This is a genomic window from Polynucleobacter sp. UB-Tiil-W10, assembly GCF_018881605.1.
Classification (GTDB): Bacteria; Pseudomonadota; Gammaproteobacteria; order Burkholderiales; family Burkholderiaceae; genus Polynucleobacter.
This window is the reverse complement of sequence record NZ_JACVPZ010000001.1, coordinates 1,932,494-1,952,095: the sequence shown is the minus strand read 5'-3', so window position 1 is coordinate 1,952,095 and position 19,602 is coordinate 1,932,494. Positions and strand designations below refer to the sequence as shown.

At 46.0% G+C, this 19,602-nt stretch carries 19 protein-coding genes and 1 tRNA gene; 19 read left to right on the top strand and 1 reads right to left on the bottom strand.

From position 1 onward, the window contains the following. Window positions 1-9: 9 nt before the first annotated feature. The 6 genes from ICN33_RS09965 to ICN33_RS09940 all read left to right on the top strand — a co-directional run bounded on the left by ICN33_RS09965 (window position 10) and on the right by ICN33_RS09940 (window position 6,722). A complete protein-coding gene (locus ICN33_RS09965; RefSeq protein WP_216196416.1) occupies window positions 10-1,797 on the top strand; it encodes an acetolactate synthase 3 catalytic subunit in 1,788 nt (595 codons plus the stop codon). Continuing rightward, window positions 1,797-2,288: an acetolactate synthase small subunit gene (gene ilvN, locus ICN33_RS09960; RefSeq protein ID WP_216196415.1), complete on the top strand. Its 492-nt coding sequence runs from the start codon at window positions 1,797-1,799 to the stop codon at window positions 2,286-2,288. Before ICN33_RS09965 ends, ilvN begins: the two co-directional genes overlap by 1 nt. Before the next feature lie 51 nt (window positions 2,289-2,339). Continuing rightward, a complete protein-coding gene (gene ilvC / locus ICN33_RS09955; protein ID WP_215358996.1) occupies window positions 2,340-3,356 on the top strand; it encodes a ketol-acid reductoisomerase in 1,017 nt (338 codons plus the stop codon). 56 nt (window positions 3,357-3,412) lie between these two features. Further along, a complete protein-coding gene (locus ICN33_RS09950; protein WP_216196414.1) occupies window positions 3,413-4,060 on the top strand; it encodes a phosphatidylserine decarboxylase in 648 nt (215 codons plus the stop codon). A gap of 25 nt (window positions 4,061-4,085) precedes the next feature. Next, on the top strand, window positions 4,086-4,949 hold the full coding sequence (gene pssA / locus ICN33_RS09945) for a CDP-diacylglycerol--serine O-phosphatidyltransferase (RefSeq protein WP_216196413.1): 864 nt from the start codon (window positions 4,086-4,088) through the stop codon (window positions 4,947-4,949). 225 nt (window positions 4,950-5,174) lie between these two features. Then, entirely contained in the window at window positions 5,175-6,722 is a 1,548-nt protein-coding gene (locus ICN33_RS09940) for a 2-isopropylmalate synthase (protein WP_216196412.1), read from the top strand. A gap of 24 nt (window positions 6,723-6,746) precedes the next feature. On the opposite strand, the gene ICN33_RS09935 is transcribed toward ICN33_RS09940, so the two are convergent. Beyond that, a complete protein-coding gene (locus ICN33_RS09935) occupies window positions 6,747-7,343 on the bottom strand; it encodes a YSC84-related protein (protein ID WP_216196411.1) in 597 nt (198 codons plus the stop codon). Window positions 7,344-7,561: 218 nt separating this feature from the next. Between ICN33_RS09935 and rpsO the strand changes: the two genes are divergently transcribed. The 13 genes from rpsO (at window position 7,562) to nuoG (ending at window position 19,596) form a co-directional block, all read left to right on the top strand. After that, window positions 7,562-7,831, top strand: coding sequence for a 30S ribosomal protein S15 (gene rpsO / locus ICN33_RS09930; RefSeq protein WP_011902897.1), 270 nt, complete (start codon window positions 7,562-7,564; stop codon window positions 7,829-7,831). Window positions 7,832-8,099: 268 nt separating this feature from the next. Continuing rightward, window positions 8,100-10,268 carry a polyribonucleotide nucleotidyltransferase gene (pnp, locus tag ICN33_RS09925; protein ID WP_216196410.1) on the top strand — a complete coding sequence of 723 codons (2,169 nt, stop codon included), beginning with the start codon at window positions 8,100-8,102 and terminating at the stop codon, window positions 10,266-10,268. Window positions 10,269-10,292: 24 nt separating this feature from the next. Further along, window positions 10,293-11,291, top strand: a complete 999-nt coding sequence (locus ICN33_RS09920; protein ID WP_216196409.1) for an NAD(P)H-quinone oxidoreductase — start codon at window positions 10,293-10,295, stop codon at window positions 11,289-11,291. Between the two features lie 18 nt (window positions 11,292-11,309). After that, on the top strand, window positions 11,310-12,068 hold the full coding sequence (gene tpiA, locus ICN33_RS09915; RefSeq protein ID WP_216196408.1) for a triose-phosphate isomerase: 759 nt from the start codon (window positions 11,310-11,312) through the stop codon (window positions 12,066-12,068). 22 nt (window positions 12,069-12,090) lie between these two features. Beyond that, window positions 12,091-12,435 (top strand): preprotein translocase subunit SecG, encoded by a 345-nt coding sequence (secG, locus tag ICN33_RS09910; protein ID WP_216196407.1) that lies wholly within the window; start codon window positions 12,091-12,093, stop codon window positions 12,433-12,435. Between the two features lie 86 nt (window positions 12,436-12,521). Next, a tRNA-Leu gene (locus ICN33_RS09905) sits at window positions 12,522-12,606 on the top strand. Window positions 12,607-12,715: 109 nt separating this feature from the next. Continuing rightward, entirely contained in the window at window positions 12,716-13,075 is a 360-nt protein-coding gene (locus ICN33_RS09900) for an NADH-quinone oxidoreductase subunit A (protein ID WP_215358987.1), read from the top strand. Window positions 13,076-13,080: 5 nt separating this feature from the next. Beyond that, entirely contained in the window at window positions 13,081-13,563 is a 483-nt protein-coding gene (locus tag ICN33_RS09895; protein ID WP_011902891.1) for an NADH-quinone oxidoreductase subunit B family protein, read from the top strand. Between the two features lie 3 nt (window positions 13,564-13,566). Beyond that, entirely contained in the window at window positions 13,567-14,166 is a 600-nt protein-coding gene (locus ICN33_RS09890) for an NADH-quinone oxidoreductase subunit C (protein WP_216196406.1), read from the top strand. 3 nt (window positions 14,167-14,169) lie between these two features. After that, window positions 14,170-15,423 carry an NADH-quinone oxidoreductase subunit D gene (locus tag ICN33_RS09885; protein ID WP_216196405.1) on the top strand — a complete coding sequence of 418 codons (1,254 nt, stop codon included), beginning with the start codon at window positions 14,170-14,172 and terminating at the stop codon, window positions 15,421-15,423. A 23-nt stretch (window positions 15,424-15,446) separates the two neighbouring features. Then, window positions 15,447-15,953: an NADH-quinone oxidoreductase subunit NuoE gene (nuoE, locus tag ICN33_RS09880; protein WP_216196404.1), complete on the top strand. Its 507-nt coding sequence runs from the start codon at window positions 15,447-15,449 to the stop codon at window positions 15,951-15,953. After that, window positions 15,950-17,248, top strand: a complete 1,299-nt coding sequence (gene nuoF, locus ICN33_RS09875) for an NADH-quinone oxidoreductase subunit NuoF (protein ID WP_216196403.1) — start codon at window positions 15,950-15,952, stop codon at window positions 17,246-17,248. Before nuoE ends, nuoF begins: the two co-directional genes overlap by 4 nt. A 32-nt stretch (window positions 17,249-17,280) precedes the next feature. Then, window positions 17,281-19,596 carry an NADH-quinone oxidoreductase subunit NuoG gene (gene nuoG / locus ICN33_RS09870; RefSeq protein WP_216196402.1) on the top strand — a complete coding sequence of 772 codons (2,316 nt, stop codon included), beginning with the start codon at window positions 17,281-17,283 and terminating at the stop codon, window positions 19,594-19,596. Window positions 19,597-19,602: the final 6 nt, after the last annotated feature.

Sequence of the window (19,602 nt, the reverse complement as noted above, 5' to 3'; positions counted from 1 at the left end):
CGAAAGAAAATGAATACAAGCAGCGCCGAATTTTTAGCTACTAAAGCTAACAAAGACACAACAAATACAAACAATGATGCAGCGCCTCCAGAAATGATTGGCGCGGAAATGCTCGTGCATGCATTGCACAAAGAGGGTGTTGAATTTGTCTGGGGTTACCCAGGCGGTTCTGTGCTCTTTATCTACGACGAAATTTTTAAACAAGATAAGTTTGAACATATCTTGGTTCGCCATGAGCAAGCAGCGGTTCATGCAGCCGATGGCTATGCTCGCGCAACCGGTAAAGTGGGTGTTGCATTAGTGACCTCTGGTCCTGGTGTTACCAATGCGGTAACCGGTATCGCAACTGCGTATACCGACTCCATTCCGATGGTGATCATTAGCGGTAACGTGCCAACCTATGCTATCGGTGAAGATGCCTTCCAAGAAGCGGATACGGTTGGTATTACTCGCCCAGTTGTCAAACACAACTTCCTTGTAAAAGATGTTAAAGATCTTCCTCTCGTGTTGAAGAAGGCTTTTCATATTGCGCAGACAGGTAGACCTGGCCCTGTGTTGATTGACATCCCGAAAGATGTATCCGCAGCCAAGGGTCCATTCGTTTATCCAGAAACGCTGGAGATGCGTTCATACAATCCGGTTGTGAAAGGTCACAGCGGCCAGATTCGCAAGGCAGTAGCTTTGCTTCAAGAGGCGGAGCGTCCATACATCTATACCGGTGGCGGCGTGATTCTGTCAGATGCCGCTCCTGAACTGAAAGAATTTGCCGATTTACTGGGTTATCCCGTTACAAATACCTTGATGGGCTTGGGCGGATTTCCTGGAACCAGTCCTCAGTTCTTGGGTATGCTCGGCATGCACGGAACTTACGAGGCCAATATGGCAATGCAACACAGTGATGTGTTGATTGCGATTGGCGCGCGTTTTGATGACCGCGTGATTGGTAATACATCGCACTTTGCAAGTCATCCACGCAAGATCATTCATATTGATATTGATCCTTCTGTAATTTCGAAGCGCGTGAAGGTAGATGTTCCTATTGTTGGTAACCTCAAAGAAGTATTGGTTGAGATGACTGCCCAATTGAAGGCTGCTGGTCCACGTCAGAATGGTGACAAAGTTGCCGCCTGGTGGGATCAAATCAATGAGTGGCGTAAAAAAGATTGCTTGAAGTACGACGAAGCTTCTCAAATTGTGAAGCCGCAGTATGTGGTTCAAAAATTATGGGAGCTTACCGGCGGTGATGCATTCATCACATCTGACGTAGGTCAGCATCAAATGTGGGCTGCTCAGTTCTACAAGTTTGATCAACCACGTCGTTGGATTAACTCTGGTGGACTGGGTACTATGGGCGTAGGCTTGCCCTATGCCATGGGTATCAAGAAAGCATTCCCGGATAAGGATGTATTCGCGATTACAGGCGAGGGTTCAATCCAGATGTGTATTCAGGAACTTTCCACCTGTAAGCAATACAACACTCCTGTGAAGATCGTGTCTTTGAACAACCGCTATTTAGGTATGGTTCGTCAATGGCAAGAGCTCACCTATAACAAACGTTATTCCAGCTCGTATATGGATTCTTTGCCTGACTTTGTGAAGTTGGCAGAGGCTTATGGTCACGTTGGTATGCGTATCGAGAAAAAATCGGATGTTGAGGGCGCTCTCAAAGAGGCGATTCGCCTAAAAGATCGTACGGTATTTATGGATTTCCAGACTGACCCAGAAGAAAACGTTTGGCCTATGGTCCAAGCAGGTAAGGGTATTACTGAAATGCTTTTGGGTAGCGAGGATCTCTAATGCGACATATTATTTCTGTACTCATTGAGAATGAGCCGGGTGCCTTATCGCGGGTGGTGGGTTTATTTTCTGCACGCGGTTACAACATTGATACTTTGAGTGTTGCACCGACTGAAGATGCTTCTTTATCTCGTATGACGATCGTGACTTTTGGTTCTGATGACGTCATTGAGCAAATTACCAAGCACTTAAACCGTTTGGTTGAGGTGGTTAAAGTATTTGATTTAAGTGAAGGCCCGCACATTGAGCGTGAGCTCATGATGATTAAGGTACGGGCTGTAGGTAAAGAACGCGAAGAGCTCAAACGTACTACTGATATCTTCCGCGGTCGCATCATTGATGTGACTGATAAGAGTTACACCATCGAGTTAACGGGTGATGGTGCCAAGCTGGATGCCTTTATTGATTCGATCGATCGTGCATCGATTCTGGAAACTGTCCGCTCAGGCGGCTCCGGAATTGGTCGTGGCGAACGCATCCTCAAGGTTTAATTTTATTAACTAATTACTGCATTAATTACATTTTCAATACAAGGAAAGAGCATGAAAGTTTTTTACGATAAAGACGCTGATTTGTCCCTCATCAAGGGCAAGAAAGTCACCATCATTGGTTATGGTTCACAAGGTCACGCGCACGCATTGAACCTCAAAGATTCTGGCGTTAACGTTACTGTTGGTTTGCGTAAAGACGGCGCTTCCTGGAGCAAGGCAGCAAATGCTGGCTTGACAGTAAAAGAAGTTGGCGAAGCTGTTAAGGATGCTGACGTAGTCATGATGTTGTTGCCTGACGAACAAATTGCTGATGTTTACAGCAAAGAAGTTCACGGCAATATTAAGCAAGGCGCTGCATTGGCTTTTGCTCACGGCTTTAACGTTCACTATGGTCAAGTTCAGCCACGCGCTGACTTAGATGTGATCATGATCGCTCCTAAGGCTCCTGGCCACACAGTTCGTGGTACTTACGCACAAGGCGGCGGCGTTCCACATTTGATCGCTGTTTATCAAGACAAATCTGGTTCAGCTCGTGATGTTGCTTTGTCATATGCAACAGCAAACGGCGGCGGACGTGCTGGCATCATCGAAACAAACTTCCGTGAAGAAACTGAAACCGACTTGTTCGGTGAGCAAGCAGTTCTCTGCGGCGGCGCAGTGGAGTTGATCAAGGCTGGTTTTGAAACCTTGGTTGAAGCTGGTTATGCACCTGAAATGGCTTACTTTGAGTGCTTGCATGAACTCAAATTGATCGTTGACTTGATCTATGAAGGCGGTATTGCCAATATGAACTACTCCATCTCTAATAACGCTGAGTACGGTGAGTATGTCACTGGCCCACGTGTTGTTACAGAAGATACTAAGAACGCAATGCGTCAGTGCTTGAAAGATATTCAAACTGGTGAGTACGCTAAGAGCTTCATTTTGGAGAACAAAGCAGGTGCGCCTACATTGATTTCCCGTCGTCGTTTGAATGCTGAGCATGACATCGAAGTAGTTGGCGCAAAATTGCGTGCCATGATGCCTTGGATTGCTAAGAACAAGCTAGTTGACCAAACTAAGAACTAAGCTTAGAAGCTAAGTAAAAAAACGAATAGTAGTAAATAAAAAGGCTCAGAACAAAGATGATGTATCCACACCCCATTATTGCGAAAGAAGGTTGGCCGTATTTAGCGTTAGTGGGGGCAGTGACTTTGCTGGTTCATTATTTAGGCGGCATTGCGTGGTCATGGCCTCTTTGGATCATCTTTTTCTTTGTTCTGCAGTTCTTTCGTGATCCGCAGCGTATTCCTGCTCTTGGTCGCGATCTGGTTTTATCCCCGGCTGATGGTCGAATTGTTGTGGTTGAAAAAGCCAACGATCCTTATGCTGGACGTGAAGCGCTCAAAATTAGTGTATTCATGAATGTATTTAATGTCCACTCCAACCGTAGCGCAGTTAATGGCTTGGTTAAGGAAATTCAGTATTTCCCCGGCAAATTTGTTAACGCAGATTTAGATAAGGCCTCTACCGAGAACGAACGTAATGCCGTTGTGATCGATGCCAATGGTCAGATCGTTACTTTGGTGCAGGTTGCGGGCCTGATTGCACGCCGTATTCTTTGCTATATCCATGTTGGCGACCGACTTAAACCCGGTGAGCGCTATGGATTTATACGCTTTGGCTCAAGAGTTGACGTGTATTTGCCGTTGACTGCTGAACCATTGGTTAGTGTTGGCGATAAAGTTTTTGCAACAAATACAGCTTTGGCACGTTTGCCTGGCTTGGACTGATTCGAATCTTTTACCGGGATACGCTTTGAGTACATTTCGCCGTCGTGGCCGCATCGAACGTAGCAGCCTCTCCAATCGTTCTAACCCATCCTCTGAAAAGCGATGGGCTGAGGAATTAGGTGATGGCATTGATTACGAAGTAGAGGAGTTGCACCCACAAAAGCCGCGCTTGCGTAGCAAGGGCATTTATCTTTTGCCAAATGCCTTTACGACTGCCGCATTATTCTGCGGATTCTTCGCAATCGTGAATGCCATGAATCACCAGTTTGAAACTGCGGCAATCGCCATTTTTGCTTCGCTGGTATTGGATGGTATGGATGGCCGTATTGCCCGGATGACCAATACCCAGAGTTCATTTGGTGAGCAATACGACTCTCTTGCCGATATGGTGTCGTTTGGTGTTGCGCCCGCTTTAGTGGCCTATGAGTGGGCCTTAAAAGATTTGGGTAAGTGGGGTTGGTTGGCCGCTTTCACTTACTGTGCTGGCGCCGCTTTGCGTCTGGCCCGCTTTAATGTAAACACTGGAGTGGTAGATAAGAAGTTTTTCCAGGGTTTGCCAAGTCCAGCTGCAGGAGCATTAATGGCTGGCTTTATTTGGTTGGCTGATGACAACAAGATTCCGGTGCGCGATACCGCCATACCTTGGATTACCTTTTTCATTGCGGTCTACGCAGGCCTCACCATGGTCTCAAACGCCCGTTTTTATAGCGGTAAAGCTTTGGATGTGCGTTACCGAGTACCATTTGGTGTGATGGTGCTGATGATCTTGACCTTTGTTTTGATCTCATCTAACCCACCTTTGACCCTGTTTGGTTTGTTTGTGGTGTACTCAATCTCGGGTTATGTCATTTGGGCTTGGGAAAGACTGAGTGGCAAGCGTTTTAGCTAATCTGCAAATTTTGGGGTATATTTAATCCATGTTGATGAATTTCTCACCGATAGCCGGCCTCCTTCTGCTAGCACTAAGCCTAAAGCTTGGGGCGGGTAAGGCCTGAGTTAATGAGATAAACCCAATTCATTAACCACCAATACCAGCCCCAGCAAATTGCTGGGGTTTTTGTTTTATAAGATTGAAATAAATAAGTTCAGAAGTATTTAAAACTGGAGAGTAGTGATGAGCGACAAAGTAATCATTTTTGACACCACCTTGCGTGATGGCGAACAATCCCCTGGCGCGTCGATGACTAAGGATGAGAAGGTTCGTATTGCTCGTCAACTTGAGCGTCTGAAGGTGGATGTGATTGAAGCAGGTTTCGCTGCTAGCTCTGAAGGTGATTTCCAAGCCATCTCTGCGGTAGCTGCTGCAGTCAAGGACTCGATTATTTGCTCATTGGCAAGAGCAAATGATAAGGACATCACGCGCGCTGCAGATGCTTTGCAAGCCGCTAATGCAAAACGGATTCATGCATTTTTGGCAACCAGCCCATTACATATGGCTGTGAAGTTGCGCATGTCTCCAGAGGAAGTATTGGAGCAAGCTAAACGCTCGATTCGTTTTGCTAGAAACTTAGCTTCTGATATTGAATTTTCTGCGGAAGACGGCTATCGCTCAGAAATGGATTTCTTGTGCAGAGTAGTGGAGGCGGTGATTAATGAAGGTGCATCCACCATTAATATTCCAGATACCGTTGGTTATGCAACACCAGAGTTATATGGTGATTTCATTAAAACCTTACGCACCCGAGTACCCAATTCCGATAAAGCGGTTTGGTCAGTGCATTGCCATAACGACTTAGGGATGGCAGTTGCCAATTCTTTGGCCGGCGTCAAGATTGGTGGCGCACGTCAAATTGAGTGTACGATTAATGGCTTAGGAGAGCGTGCTGGTAACACTGCCTTAGAAGAAATTGTGATGTCATTGCGTACCCGCAAAGACTACTTTGATATGGTCTGTAATATTGATGCGACTCAAATCGTTCCTGCCTCTAAATTGGTTTCTCAAATTACCGGCTTTGTAGTACAGCCCAATAAGGCTGTGGTGGGTGCGAATGCATTTGCCCATACATCTGGTATTCACCAAGATGGTATTTTGAAGAACCGTGATACCTATGAAATCATGCGCGCAGAAGATGTGGGCTGGTCTGCAAATAAGATTGTTTTGGGCAAATTGTCTGGGCGTAACGCCTTTAAACAGCGTTTGCAAGAGTTAGGTATTACTGTCGAAGCTGAGGCTGATTTAAATGAAGCATTCGTTCGATTCAAAACATTGGCAGATCAAAAGTCTGAAATTTTTGATGAAGATATCATTGCCATCATGTCTGATTCAGCGGCAGCCGAAGAGGGTGAGCACTACAAATTTATTTCATTAAGCCAGCATTCTGAAACAGGTGAGCGTCCTAAATCACGCGTGACATTCCGCATGGGTGATAAAGAGATGAGTTCTGAAGCAGAAGGGAATGGCCCAGTAGACGCGAGCCTGAATGCAATTGAAGAAATTGCGAAGAGTGGTGCAGAGCAGTTGCTCTATTCAGTAAACGCGATTACTTCGGGAACGCAATCTCAAGGAGAAGTTACTGTGCGCCTGGCAAAAGGTGGGCGCATTGTGAATGGTGTTGGTACCGACCCTGACATCATTGCTGCTTCCGCAAAAGCGTATTTATCAGCCTTGAATAAATTGCACGATCCGAGCTTAGCAAAGCTCAATGCTCAGATGACCCCTTAATCATTGGCTCATCTGCAAAGGGTTTTACTTATTTAAGTCAGTATTTTTGTAGTACTTCGTGCCTTTGCCCGTGATTTCAGCGGCAAGGCCGGAGTCAGTTAACTGATACATTAATACTCCAGGGGCAACTACCGTAGCGTCTTGATAAGCACCACCATCTTTTTCGTATTTGGCAGCAGCGGTTACTTGACCGCCAAAAGTCCAGCCTGAATTCACAAAGTCATTTATGGCAGCTTCACTTTCAAATACAAAAATATTTTGGAATGATTTAATTCCAAGCCCCAGGCCAGCTTGAACCTCAGCCATATTCATAAAGATTGGTCTTTTGTTGGCTTTATTGATTACTACGCCACTACCAGTGCCGCCGCCTGCAATCAGTATTTTCATGCCAAAGTTACTGAAGGTTGCGTAGCCCACTGATTTTTCAATCAACTCTTTGGCTTTGGGTTGAGCATCATAGAGTTGCTTTAGGATTGCCTGATTTTTGATCAAAATATCCTGACGTTGCTCAGAGATCGTTTTGTCTGGACCGAAAAACGAGCCAAACTGAGCATGCGCTGGCTGTAAAAGCCCAAAGCCGAGGCATAAAAAAGAGATGATGGCGCGATTAATTGAATTCATTATTTGTAAATCCTTGATTTTAAAAGGAATATATTAACAATAGGTCAGAATCTGATAATACAGTAAGAGCATTCCTTGCCTGGGATTCCATAAAGAGTCGCTTGCTCTGCTACAATTCGAGGGCTTTGATTTATAAAGCTTTTTTGTTTTATTTTGTTAATCACGCACGACACGAATTGGGTGAGAGCTCATGTGTTCGCAAGTAAGGAGTATTAAAAATGGCAGTTGCTGATATTAAAACGGCGGAAATCGTCAAAGATAACGCGCGCAGCGCAAACGATACGGGAAGCCCTGAAGTTCAAGTTTCATTGCTTACAGCCCGCATCAATGAATTAACCCCCCATTTCAAGGCTAACGCTAAAGATCATCACAGCCGTCGTGGTTTGTTGAAGATGGTTTCACGTCGCCGTCGCCTCTTGGATTACCTCAAAGGCAAAGATTTGGATCGCTATCGCGCATTGATTGAGAAATTAGGTCTCCGTAAGTAATTCTTATCGGTATGCAATGCCATCTATCTTAGGGTTGTTTCTTCTTAGAATCAGTCTTAAGCAGATGGCATGTTTTTTGGGCGCTTCAAGATTATTTGTGTAGGGGATTGTGTCATTCCAATGAGCTTCTGAAAGTTGATTCAGAGTCTCCCTGGAATGGCATCCCTTGTGATCTTAAAACGCTCCAGTGTTGTCGTGACACTGCTTTATCCCACGACAAGCGTAATGCTCATGTGAGCCTTACGTGAACAATTTGGAGAAGATCAGAATGACTATGTTTAAAAAAGCAGTAAAAACGTTTCAATGGGGTAATCATCAGGTAACGATGGAAACAGGCGAGATTGCTCGTCAATCTGGTGGTGCCGTTATCGTTAACATCGATGACACAGTAGTAATGGGTACGGTTGTTGCCTCTAAGTCTGCAAAGCCAGGCCAATCTTTTTTCCCATTGACTGTTGATTATTTAGAAAAGACTTATGCCGCCGGCAAGATCCCTGGTGGCTTCTTCCGTCGTGAAGGCCGTCCATCCGAAGGTGAGACATTGATCTCCCGTTTGATCGACCGTCCATTGCGCCCTTTGTTTCCAGAAGGCTTCTTGAACGAAGTTCAAGTTGTCATTCATGTGTTGTCTATCAATCCTGATGTTCCTTCTGACATTCCTGCCTTGATCGCAGCATCTGCAGCATTGGCTATCTCAGGCATTCCTTTTGCTGGCCCAGTAGGCGCGGCACGTGTAGGTTACGCAAATGGCCAATATCTTTTGAACCCAACTCGTACAGAACAAGCTACTAGCGAACTCGATTTGATCGTGGCTGGAACACAAGCTGCTGTATTGATGGTTGAGTCAGAAGCAAATCAATTGTCTGAAGAAATCATGTTGGGCGCAGTTGTTTATGGTCACGACCAAATGCAAACTGCGATTAACGCAATTAATGAATTGGTTACTGAAGCTGGTAAGCCAGAGTGGGATTGGGCTGCTGCACCTAAAGATGAGCCATTTATCGCTAAGGTAACAGCATTGGCTGAGGCCCCTTTGCGCGAAGCGTATCAAATTCGTCAAAAGGGTGCTCGTTCAGACAAGCTCAAAGAAATTACTAAAGAAGTAGTGGCGAAGTTACAAGAAGAAGGTGACGTTGACGCAGTTGCTGTTAATGACATCTTGTTTGAAATCGAAGCGAAAATTGTTCGTAGCCAGATTTTGAATGGTGAGCCACGTATTGATGGCCGTGATACTCGTACTGTTCGTCCAATTGAAATTCGTAATGGCGTGTTACCACGCACTCACGGTTCAGCATTGTTTACTCGCGGCGAAACACAGGCACTTGTTGTGGCTACATTGGGTACAGCACGTGATGAGCAGATCATTGATGCGCTCGAAGGTGAGTACCGCGATCGTTTCATGTTCCACTACAACATGCCTCCGTTTGCGACTGGTGAAACTGGCCGTGTAGGAAGCCCTAAGCGTCGTGAAATTGGTCATGGTCGTTTGGCTAAGCGTGCATTGATTCCAGTATTGCCAAGCGCAGAAGACTTTGCATACAGCATTCGCGTGGTTTCAGAAATTACTGAGTCCAATGGTTCATCTTCAATGGCTTCTGTTTGCGGCGGCTGTTTGGCGATGATGGATGCGGGTGTTCCTGTTAAGGCACACGTTGCCGGTGTTGCAATGGGATTGATTCTGGATGGCAATCGTTTTGCTGTGTTGACAGACATCTTGGGTGATGAAGATCACTTAGGCGACATGGACTTTAAGGTAGCTGGAACAGCAAACGGTATTACTGCTCTCCAGATGGATATTAAAGTTCAAGGTATTACTAAAGAAATTATGCAGGTTGCTTTAGCGCAAGCTAAAGAAGGACGTTTGCATATTTTGAGCAAAATGCAAGAAGCAATGGGTTCAGTTCGTACAGAATTGTCTGCTCATGCTCCACGTATGGTTTCTTTCAAGATTCACCCAGACAAGATTCGTGAAGTTATCGGTAAGGGCGGCGCAACTATTCAGGCTTTGACCAAAGAAACTGGTTGCAGCATCGACATTAAAGATGACGGTACTGTAACGATTGCTTCTACTTCTGCTGAAGGTATGGCTGAAGCTAAAGCGCGTATCGAAGGCATCACTGCTGAAGCTGAAGTAGGCAAGATCTACGAAGGTCCAGTGGTGAAGTTGCTCGAGTTTGGCGCTTTAGTAAATATTCTTCCTGGTAAAGATGGTCTCTTGCACATTTCCGAAATCTCTAATGAGCGCGTAAAAGAAGTTAAAGACTATTTGGCAGAAGGCCAAGTGGTTCGCGTGAAATTGTTAGCCGCTGATGAGCGTGGTCGTTTACGTTTGTCATTGAAAGCTGCGATGGCTGATGAAGGTGGCACGATTGCTCCTTTAGCCGGTGCTGCTGAATCTGTTGCTGAGGCAGCCCCAGTGTCCGGTGAGTCTGCTTAAGTAGCTGAGCGAGCGGGAGTATTTATGCGCGTAATTGAAATCAAAGAATTTGGTGCCCCAGAAATGCTGGTGCCAACCACTCGACCTGACCCAGCAACTCCTGCTGCTGGGACTGGCGAAATTTTGATCAAGGTCTTAGCTGCTGGAATTAATCGTCCAGACGTTTTACAACGTAAAGGACATTACCCAGTTCCAGCAGGCGCATCGGATATTCCTGGTCTCGAAGTAGCTGGTGAAATCGTCGGTGGCGATTTAGCTCATGCTGACAATGTATTTGGCTTAAAGGTAGGCGATAAAGTTTGTGCTCTGGTTCAGGGTGGTGGTTATGCTGACTTGTGTACCGCTCCTGTTGCACAGTGCTTGCCTTACCCCACAGGTTTTACCGATCAAGAGGCAGCTGCATTGCCTGAAACTTTTTACACCGTGTGGAGCAACGTCTTCATGCGTGGTCAGTTAGCTGAAGGTGAAACATTATTAGTTCAAGGTGGCTCTAGCGGTATCGGTGTTACTGCGATCTTGATCGCCAAAGCCTTAGGTCATAAAGTATTTGTTACAGCCGGTACTGATGAAAAATGTGCCGCATGCGTGGCATTAGGTGCCGATCTTGCAATTAACTACAAGACCCAAGATTTTGTCGAAGAAGTGAAGAAGGCTACTGATGGCAAGGGCGTTAATGTCATTCTCGATATGGTTACTGGCGCTTATGTGCAAAAAGAAATTGATTGCTTAGCCGATGATGGTCGTATTGTGATTATTGCAATCCAAGGCGGATCAAAGGCAGAAGTCAGTACGAATCAAATTCTGCGTCGTCGCCTAACAATCACTGGCTCTACTTTAAGGCCTCGTCCGGTCTCATTTAAGAAGCAAATCACTAAACAACTGCATGACAATGTCTGGCCTTTGCTTAATGCAGGCAAGTTAAAACCCGTGATCTATAAAACATTTACCTTGGATCAGGCGGCTGATGCCCATCGATTGATGGAGTCTTCTGAGCACGTTGGCAAAATTGTTTTAACTGTTTAAAAGTATTCATTACCCCTTATGCGACCACTCATCGTTATCGGCAACTGGAAAATGAATGGCAGTCTTGCAAGTAACCAAGACTGGATCAAGACCGTTGCCCGTGGCATGGAGAGTGGGATGCCGTCAGGACGTAAATATGCTGTTTGTCCGCCTTTTCCGTACTTGTCTCAATGTGCCCATTTAATTAAAGAGCACTCATTAGCCTTTTTAAATCTTGGTGCACAAGATGCGTCGGCTCACACCTCGGGTGCATATACCGGTGAAGTGGCAGCTTCAATGCTCAAAGAGCTTGGATGTACCTATGTCATCGTTGGGCACTCTGAGCGCCGTCAAATGCATCAAGAGGTGGATGAGGCTGTTGCGGCTAAAGTCCTTCAGGTCTTGGATAACGGCATGACCCCGGTGATTTGTGTTGGCGAGACCGCGGATGAGAGAAATTCGGGCAGGGCGGAAGAGATTGTTTGCGCTCAGATTGCAAAGCAGGCGGGTGTATTGCAAGACCGTCTTGCTGACTGTTTAATTGCCTATGAACCGGTATGGGCTATTGGAACTGGCAAAGTTGCCAGCGCCCAAGTTGCACAAGATATGCATCGCGCGATTCGCCTGCAATTAGCAGAATTTAACGAAGATGTAGCCTCACACGTTGGTATTTTGTACGGCGGTAGTGTCAAGCCTGACAATGCTGTTGAATTGTTTGCCATGCCTGATATTGATGGTGGTTTAGTTGGGGGCGCATCATTGAACCCTCAAGATTTTCTGGCCATTTGTCAGGCATAGATTTTTTATTTGGAGATAAGCTGTGGAATGGTTTAAGACTTTATTCATCGTATTGCAGGTAATTTCAGCTTTGGCTGTCATTCTTTTGGTTCTGTTACAGCAGGGTAAGGGTGCCGACATGGGAGCAGCCTTTGGCTCTGGTTCATCCGGAAGCTTATTTGGCGCCAGTGGTTCTGCAAACTTTCTGTCCCATGCAACTGCAGTATTTGCCGCCGTTTTCTTTATTTGTACTTTAGGTATTACCTGGATCGGTAATAAGAAGGAAGTTAGCCCTGGCGTTTTGTCTGGTACCGTAGCCCCTGTTGTGGCTCCGGCTGCTCCAGTAGCTCCAGTTCAAGATCCAAGCAAACCAGCAGTTCCTAAGTAAAAAAGTAGGTTTTTACAGATTTTCTAGTCCAAATTTTGGGGTAGTGCACTTGTGCAATGCAGTAGAATTGATGGGTTTTGCAAGATGCCGACGTGGTGAAATTGGTAGACACGCTATCTTGAGGGGGTAGTGGCTTAGGCTGTGCGAGTTCGAGTCTCGCCGTCGGCACCAATAAAGAAGTATTGCTAAGGGTTTTTGCTCTAAATCAATACTTTATGTAGTGGAATAATTAATAATTTGCTGCTTTTAGGATTTACTAGACAAACGAATCAGGGCTATTTTGAATCTCGCTAATTACTTTCCTGTTCTGCTTTTTATCCTCGTAGGCATTGGGGTGGGATTAGTCCCCATGTTCCTCGGAAAAATTTTGGCTCCTTCGAAGCCAGATGCTGAAAAACTGTCTCCTTATGAGTGTGGTTTTGAAGCTTTCGAAGATGCACGCATGAAGTTCGACGTGCGTTATTACTTAGTCGCTATTCTCTTCATCCTGTTTGACCTTGAAACTGCATTCCTGTTCCCATGGGGTGTGGCTTTGCGTGATATTGGATGGCTTGGCTACGCCTCTATGGTGATTTTCCTCTTGGAATTCATTGTGGGATTTGTATATATCTGGAAAAAGGGCGCTCTCGACTGGGAGTGATAGATATGGCATTAGAAGGCGTTCTCAAAGAAGGTTTTGTCACCACCACTGCGGATCAGTTGATCAACTGGACGCGTAATGGATCCTTATGGCCTATGACCTTTGGTCTGGCCTGTTGTGCGGTAGAGATGATGCATGCGGGCGCTTCCCGTTATGACTTGGACCGATTTGGTGTCGTGTTTCGCCCATCTCCACGTCAATCAGATTTGATGATTGTTGCAGGTACCTTATGCAACAAGATGGCCCCGGCATTACGCAAGGTTTATGACCAGATGCCAGAACCACGCTGGGTGATCTCTATGGGCTCTTGCGCCAATGGCGGGGGCTATTACCATAACTCCTATTCAGTAGTACGTGGTTGTGACCGCATCGTTCCAGTGGATATTTATGTGCCTGGATGCCCTCCAACAGCAGAAGCGTTGATCTACGGAATTATTCAGCTCCAATCCAAGATCGCTCGCACGAGCACGATTGCGCGGAAGGCTTAAGTTATGTCAGATCGTTTAATCCAATTAGCTGCAAACTTAGAAAAAGTTTTAGGTAAGCGCGCTAAATCCATTGAGATTGCATTGGGTGAAGTGACTGTAGTTGTTAATGCGGACACTTATTTTGAATCTGCCATGTTGTTACGTGACGATCCTTCGCTTGCTTTTGAGCAATTGATTGATCTGTGTGGTGTTGACTATCAAGATTTCCGTGATGGTGCATGGAGTGGTCTACGCTTTGGCGTTGTAAGTCACCTCTTATCCTTAGAGCACAACTGGCGTTTGCGTGTGCGCGTATTTGCCCCAGACGATAGTTATCCATTAGTTGCGTCGATTACACCTGTTTGGGCTGCGGCCAATTGGTTTGAGCGTGAAGCATTTGACCTCTACGGCATCCTGTTTGATGGTCATGATGACTTGCGTCGTATTTTGACTGACTATGGCTTTATTGGTCATCCATTTAGAAAAGATTTCCCAATTAGTGGCAATGTGGAAATGCGTTACGACCCAGAGTTAAAACGTGTTGTCTATCAACCGGTCACGATTGAGGCTCGAGAAATTACTCCACGTATTGTTCGTGAAGAGCAGTATGGAGGTCCGGTTTAAGCCATGGCACAAATTAAGAACTACACCCTCAATTTCGGTCCCCAGCATCCGGCGGCGCACGGCGTATTACGTTTAGTGCTTGAGCTGGATGGTGAAGTGATCCAGCGCGCTGATCCACACATCGGCTTATTGCATCGCGCTACTGAAAAGCTAGCAGAGACACGTACTTGGATTCAAAACGTTCCTTATATGGATCGCCTGGATTATGTTTCCATGATGTCCAATGAGCACGCTTATGTCATGGCCATCGAAAAGTTACTGCAAGTAGATGTTCCGCTTCGTGCGCAATATATTCGTGTGATGTATGACGAGCTAACTCGTTTATTAAACCACTTGCTTTGGATTGGTTGTCACGGTCTTGACGTTGGTGCGATGGCGGTATTTTTGTACGCCTTCCGTGATCGTGAAGACATCTTTGATATGTACGAGGCAGTCTCTGGTGCGCGTATGCACGCTGCTTACTATCGTCCAGGTGGCGTATATCGTGACTTGCCAGATCATATGGCTCAGTTCACCAAGAACAAAATTCGTAGCGCCTCCGCGATTAAGCGTCTGAATGAAAACCGCAGCGGCACATTATTGGATTTCATTGAGCAATTTTCTAATGGCTTTGATGCCAATGTGGATGAGTACTGCAATCTCTTAACGGATAACCGTATTTGGAAACAGCGTTTAGTTAATATCGGCATCGTGACCCCAGAGCGTGCATTACAGCTTGGATTCACTGGTCCAATGTTGCGTGGTTCAGGCATTGAGTGGGATTTGCGTAAGAAGCAGCCGTATGAAGTTTATGACCGCTTGGATTTCGACATTCCAGTAGGCGTCAATGGCGACTCTTACGATCGTTATTTGGTTCGCATGGAAGAAATGCGTCAATCTAATCGCATTATTAAGCAGTGTGTAGCTTGGTTAAAAGCGAACCCAGGTCCAGTAATGAGTGACAACCATAAGGTTTCTCCACCAAAGCGTGTGGATATGAAAACCAATATGGAAGAATTGATTCACCATTTCAAACTCTTTACTGAAGGTATTCACGTTCCCGATGGTGAGGCTTACTCAGCAGTTGAACATCCAAAAGGTGAGTTTGGTATTTACTTAATTTCAGATGGTGCCAATAAACCTTACCGCATGAAGATTCGTGCACCTGGATTTGTGCACTTATCAGCAATGGATGAGATGTCACGCGGCCACATGTTGGCTGATGCAGTAACCATTATCGGTACCCAAGATATTGTGTTCGGGGAGATTGACCGCTAATTGAGCGTGCCAAGGATTATTTAATGACTACAACCCTTCAGCTATCCGATAAAACATTAGCCGATATTCATCGCAATATCGCTAAGTATCCGCCTGAGCATAAGCAATCTGCTGTGATGGCTTGTTTGATTGCAGCCCAAACAGAGGTAGGTTGGGTATCTCCAGAAGTTATTGAGACTGTTGCACAAATTCTTGAAATGCCGAGCATTGCTGTTGATGAAGTGGCTACTTTCTACAATATGTACAACACCAAGAAAATTGGTAAATACAAATTGGTGATCTGTACTAATTTGCCTTGCCAATTAACCCATGGTGAAACAGCCGCGACATACTTAAAAGAGACACTTGGCATTGGCTACAACGAAACCACTCCATGTGGAACCTTCACATTAAAAGAGGGTGAATGTATGGGTGCCTGTGGTGATTCACCAGTGATGTTGGTGAATGACAAGCGTATGTGTAGCTTTATGAGCAAAGAAAAGATTGATGCATTGTTAAATGAATTGCGTGCAGAAGGGAAAGCAGCATGACCAGCTTGCACGATCGCCATATCAAGCCTTTAATTCTTGCCGGATTAAATGGCGCTAACTGGCGTTTAAAAGATTACGAAAGTCGTGGTGGCTATCAACAGCTGCGTCGTTTGATCAATGACAAAGTAGCACCTGACGCCATCATTGCAGAATTAAAAGCTTCATCATTGCGTGGTCGTGGCGGTGCAGGCTTCCCAACGGGTTTGAAGTGGAGCTTTATGCCACGTCAATTCCCAGGACAAAAATATTTAGTTTGTAATAGTGACGAAGGTGAGCCAGGTACTTTTAAAGACCGCGACATCATGCGTTACAACCCACATGCTTTGATTGAAGGCATGATCATTGGTGCCTACACCATGGGTATTACCACTGGCTACAACTACATCCACGGCGAAATCTGGGAAGTGTATTCACGCTTCGAAGAGGCTTTGGAAGAAGCGCGTGGTGCAGGTTACTTGGGCGACAAAATTCTGGGCAGCGATTTCTCTTTCCGATTGCATGCGTCTCCAGGTTGGGGTGCTTATATTTGCGGTGAAGAGACTGCGCTACTGGAGTCTTTAGAGGGTAAAAAAGGTCAGCCACGCTTTAAGCCGCCATTCCCAGCAAGTTTTGGTTTGTATGGCAAGCCTACAACAATTAATAACACCGAAACATTCGCTGCGGTGCCATTCATTTTGGCCATTGGTGGCCAGGCCTATTTAGAGCTTGGTAAACCGAATAACGGCGGCACAAAAATCTTCTCAATCTCTGGTGACGTTGTTCACCCCGGAAACTATGAGATTCCATTGGGCACTCCGTTTGCTGAGTTGTTGAAGCTTGCTGGCGGTATGCGTGATGGCGTAGCCTTAAAAGCTGTTATTCCTGGCGGATCTTCATCTCCTGTTGTGCCAGGCGCGCAGATGATGGATTTAACAATGGATTACGACAGCATTGCCAAAGCAGGATCTATGCTGGGTTCAGGCGCGGTAATTGTGATGAATGAAACGCGTTGCATGGTTCGTGCGTTAGAGCGTTTGTCTTATTTCTATCATGAAGAATCATGTGGTCAATGCACGCCATGCCGTGAAGGTACCGGTTGGTTGTGGCGCATTGTTCATCGTATTGAGCATGGTCAAGGGCGACCAGAAGATATGGATTTGCTAAACGATGTAGCTGCCAATATTCAAGGTCGCACGATTTGCGCTTTAGGTGATGCAGCAGCCATGCCAGTGCGCGGTATGTTGAAGCATTACATGGATGAATTTGCGTATCACGTAGAACATAAGCGCTGCTTAGATTCTGCGAAACCTTTATAAAGATTTAGAGCACGGGATATCTAAAAGTGAGCATGGTAGAAATCGAATTAGATGGCAAGGCAGTAGAGGTTCCGCAAGGTTCGATGGTGATGCACGCCGCGAACAAGCTCGGTACCTATGTTCCCCACTTCTGCTATCACAAAAAACTATCTATTGCTGCTAACTGCCGTATGTGTCTAGTAGAGGTTGAGAAAGCCCCTAAACCGTTGCCTGCTTGCGCCACGCCGGTGACACAAGGCATGAAGGTGTTTACGCACTCTGCCAAGGCCGTCGAAGCGCAACGCTCTGTAATGGAATTTCTCTTAATTAACCATCCATTGGATTGCCCAATTTGCGACCAGGGTGGCGAGTGCCAGTTGCAAGATTTGGCTGTTGGTTACGGTAAATCAAATTCACGCTACGACGAAGAGAAGCGGGTTGTTTTCCACAAGAATGTAGGCCCCTTGATTTCCATGCAGGAAATGACTCGTTGCATCCATTGCACTCGTTGCGTACGCTTTGGTCAAGAGGTTGCCGGCGTTATGGAATTGGGAATGGTCAACCGCGGCGAGCATTCAGAAATCACCACCTTTGTTGGTCAGACGGTTGATTCAGAGCTATCTGGAAATATGATTGACTTGTGCCCAGTTGGCGCCTTAACCAGTAAGCCATTCCGTTATGCAGCTCGCACATGGGAACTCGGACGCAAACGTTCTGTAAGCCCGCACGACAGCTTAGGTGCAAATACTACAGTTCAAACTAAAGCTAATAAAGTCATGCGAGTTGTTGCTCTTGAAAATGAAGCAATTAATGAATGCTGGATTAGCGATCGAGATCGCTTCTCTTATGAAGGTTTAAATAGCAATGATCGTGTCACAACACCAATGGTCAAGCAGGGCGGTCAGTGGTTAGAAACGGATTGGCAGTCAGCCTTGGACTATGTGGCGCATTCGCTGAAAACCATTTCAGCGGAAAGTGGCTCAGAATCCATTGGCGCATTAGCTCATCCTATTTCCAGCACCGAAGAATTGCACCTATTGCAAAAGGTGTTGCGTGGCTTAGGCTCTCAGCAGGTTGATACCCGTTTACGCCAAACTGATGTGAAGGCTGCTGCAACTGCTCCATGGCTGGGTATGCCAATTACTAAATTAAGCGAATTAGACCGCGTATTAATAGTTGGCAGTTTCTTGCGTAAGGATCAGCCAGTATTAGCGGCTCGTATTCGTACTGCTAGCAAGCGTGGTTTACAAGTAATGCGTATCGATGCAGGTGGAGATGACTGGTTAATCTCCAGCAGTGGTATCACTGCTGCACCAAGCGCCTGGCTAAACACATTGAGTGAAGTTGCACTGGCTGTTGCGAAAGCTAAGTCAACTACTGCACCCGCAGGAACATTTAACTTATCGATTTCTCCGGCAGCTCAGAAGATCGCAGATAGCTTGCTCTCAGGCGAGTCAACTGCTGTATTGCTAGGTTCCGCTGCAATTTCACATCACCATGCTTCTGATTTGCATGTGATGGCGCAGTTCATTGCAGAACAGACTGGTGCTACCTTGGGCTTCCTGCCTGTAGGTGGAAATGCTGTTGGTGCATCCTTAGTCAACGCAAATGGTGCGGGCGTTGAGTCGGTACTCTCTGGTGATCGTCGTGCAGTCATTTTGATGAACATTGAGCCAGATGCCGATTTACCGAATCCAGCTGCAGCTCGCACTGCTTTGGCAAATGCGAATACTGTTATTGCCTTGAGTGCCTATAAGAGTGCTGATTTGCTAGAGGTGGCCGATGTGATTCTGCCAATCGCCACATACACAGAAACAGTGTCAACCTTTGTAAATCTTGAAGGAAGAGTTCAAACAGTTCAGCCTTCAGTAAAACCTTTGGGCGATTCGCGTCCAGCATGGAAAGTATTGCGCGTTCTGGGTGGTTTATTGGGCTTAGATGGATTCTTATTAAATGCACCTGAGGAAGTGTTGGGTGAAGCATTGGGTGAGGGTTATTGCACCCGTTTGAGCAATCAAGCTTCCAGCAACTCCATTTCTAACGGCAATCTAGCACCATTTAATGGTCTTGAGCGCTTAGCTGATGTCAATATTTATGCGGGTGACCAAATCGTACGTCGTTCATCAGCATTGCAATTAACGCGCGATGCTAAGCGCGGTAATCAAGTTGGATTAAATCAGAACCTATTCTCGGAATTAGGTCTTAAAGAAGGTGATGCAGTGCGCGTTACTCAAGGATCTCAATCAGTTGATATGCCAGCCACACTAGAGGTAAATCTAGCGCCAGGCGCCGTCAGAATCTCTGCGGGCACCATGGCTAGTGCGAATTTGGGATCGATGTTTGGTCCAGTAACGATTAGCAAAGCTTAAGGTACG

Bases quoted from the DNA above. Each gene is read 5' to 3' on its own strand.
- ICN33_RS09965 (WP_216196416.1), top strand. From the start codon at position 10: ATGAATACAAGCAGCGCCGAATTTTTAGCTACTAAAGCTAACAAAGAC.
- ilvN (WP_216196415.1), top strand. From the start codon at position 1,797: ATGCGACATATTATTTCTGTACTCATTGAGAATGAGCCGGGTGCCTTA.
- ilvC (WP_215358996.1), top strand. From the start codon at position 2,340: ATGAAAGTTTTTTACGATAAAGACGCTGATTTGTCCCTCATCAAGGGC.
- ICN33_RS09950 (WP_216196414.1), top strand. From the start codon at position 3,413: ATGATGTATCCACACCCCATTATTGCGAAAGAAGGTTGGCCGTATTTA.
- ICN33_RS09940 (WP_216196412.1), top strand. From the start codon at position 5,175: ATGAGCGACAAAGTAATCATTTTTGACACCACCTTGCGTGATGGCGAA.
- ICN33_RS09935 (WP_216196411.1), bottom strand. From the start codon at position 7,343: ATGAATTCAATTAATCGCGCCATCATCTCTTTTTTATGCCTCGGCTTT.
- rpsO (WP_011902897.1), top strand. From the start codon at position 7,562: ATGGCAGTTGCTGATATTAAAACGGCGGAAATCGTCAAAGATAACGCG.
- pnp (WP_216196410.1), top strand. From the start codon at position 8,100: ATGACTATGTTTAAAAAAGCAGTAAAAACGTTTCAATGGGGTAATCAT.
- ICN33_RS09920 (WP_216196409.1), top strand. From the start codon at position 10,293: ATGCGCGTAATTGAAATCAAAGAATTTGGTGCCCCAGAAATGCTGGTG.
- tpiA (WP_216196408.1), top strand. From the start codon at position 11,310: ATGCGACCACTCATCGTTATCGGCAACTGGAAAATGAATGGCAGTCTT.
- ICN33_RS09895 (WP_011902891.1), top strand. From the start codon at position 13,081: ATGGCATTAGAAGGCGTTCTCAAAGAAGGTTTTGTCACCACCACTGCG.
- ICN33_RS09890 (WP_216196406.1), top strand. From the start codon at position 13,567: ATGTCAGATCGTTTAATCCAATTAGCTGCAAACTTAGAAAAAGTTTTA.
- ICN33_RS09885 (WP_216196405.1), top strand. From the start codon at position 14,170: ATGGCACAAATTAAGAACTACACCCTCAATTTCGGTCCCCAGCATCCG.
- nuoE (WP_216196404.1), top strand. From the start codon at position 15,447: ATGACTACAACCCTTCAGCTATCCGATAAAACATTAGCCGATATTCAT.
- nuoF (WP_216196403.1), top strand. From the start codon at position 15,950: ATGACCAGCTTGCACGATCGCCATATCAAGCCTTTAATTCTTGCCGGA.
- nuoG (WP_216196402.1), top strand. From the start codon at position 17,281: ATGGTAGAAATCGAATTAGATGGCAAGGCAGTAGAGGTTCCGCAAGGT.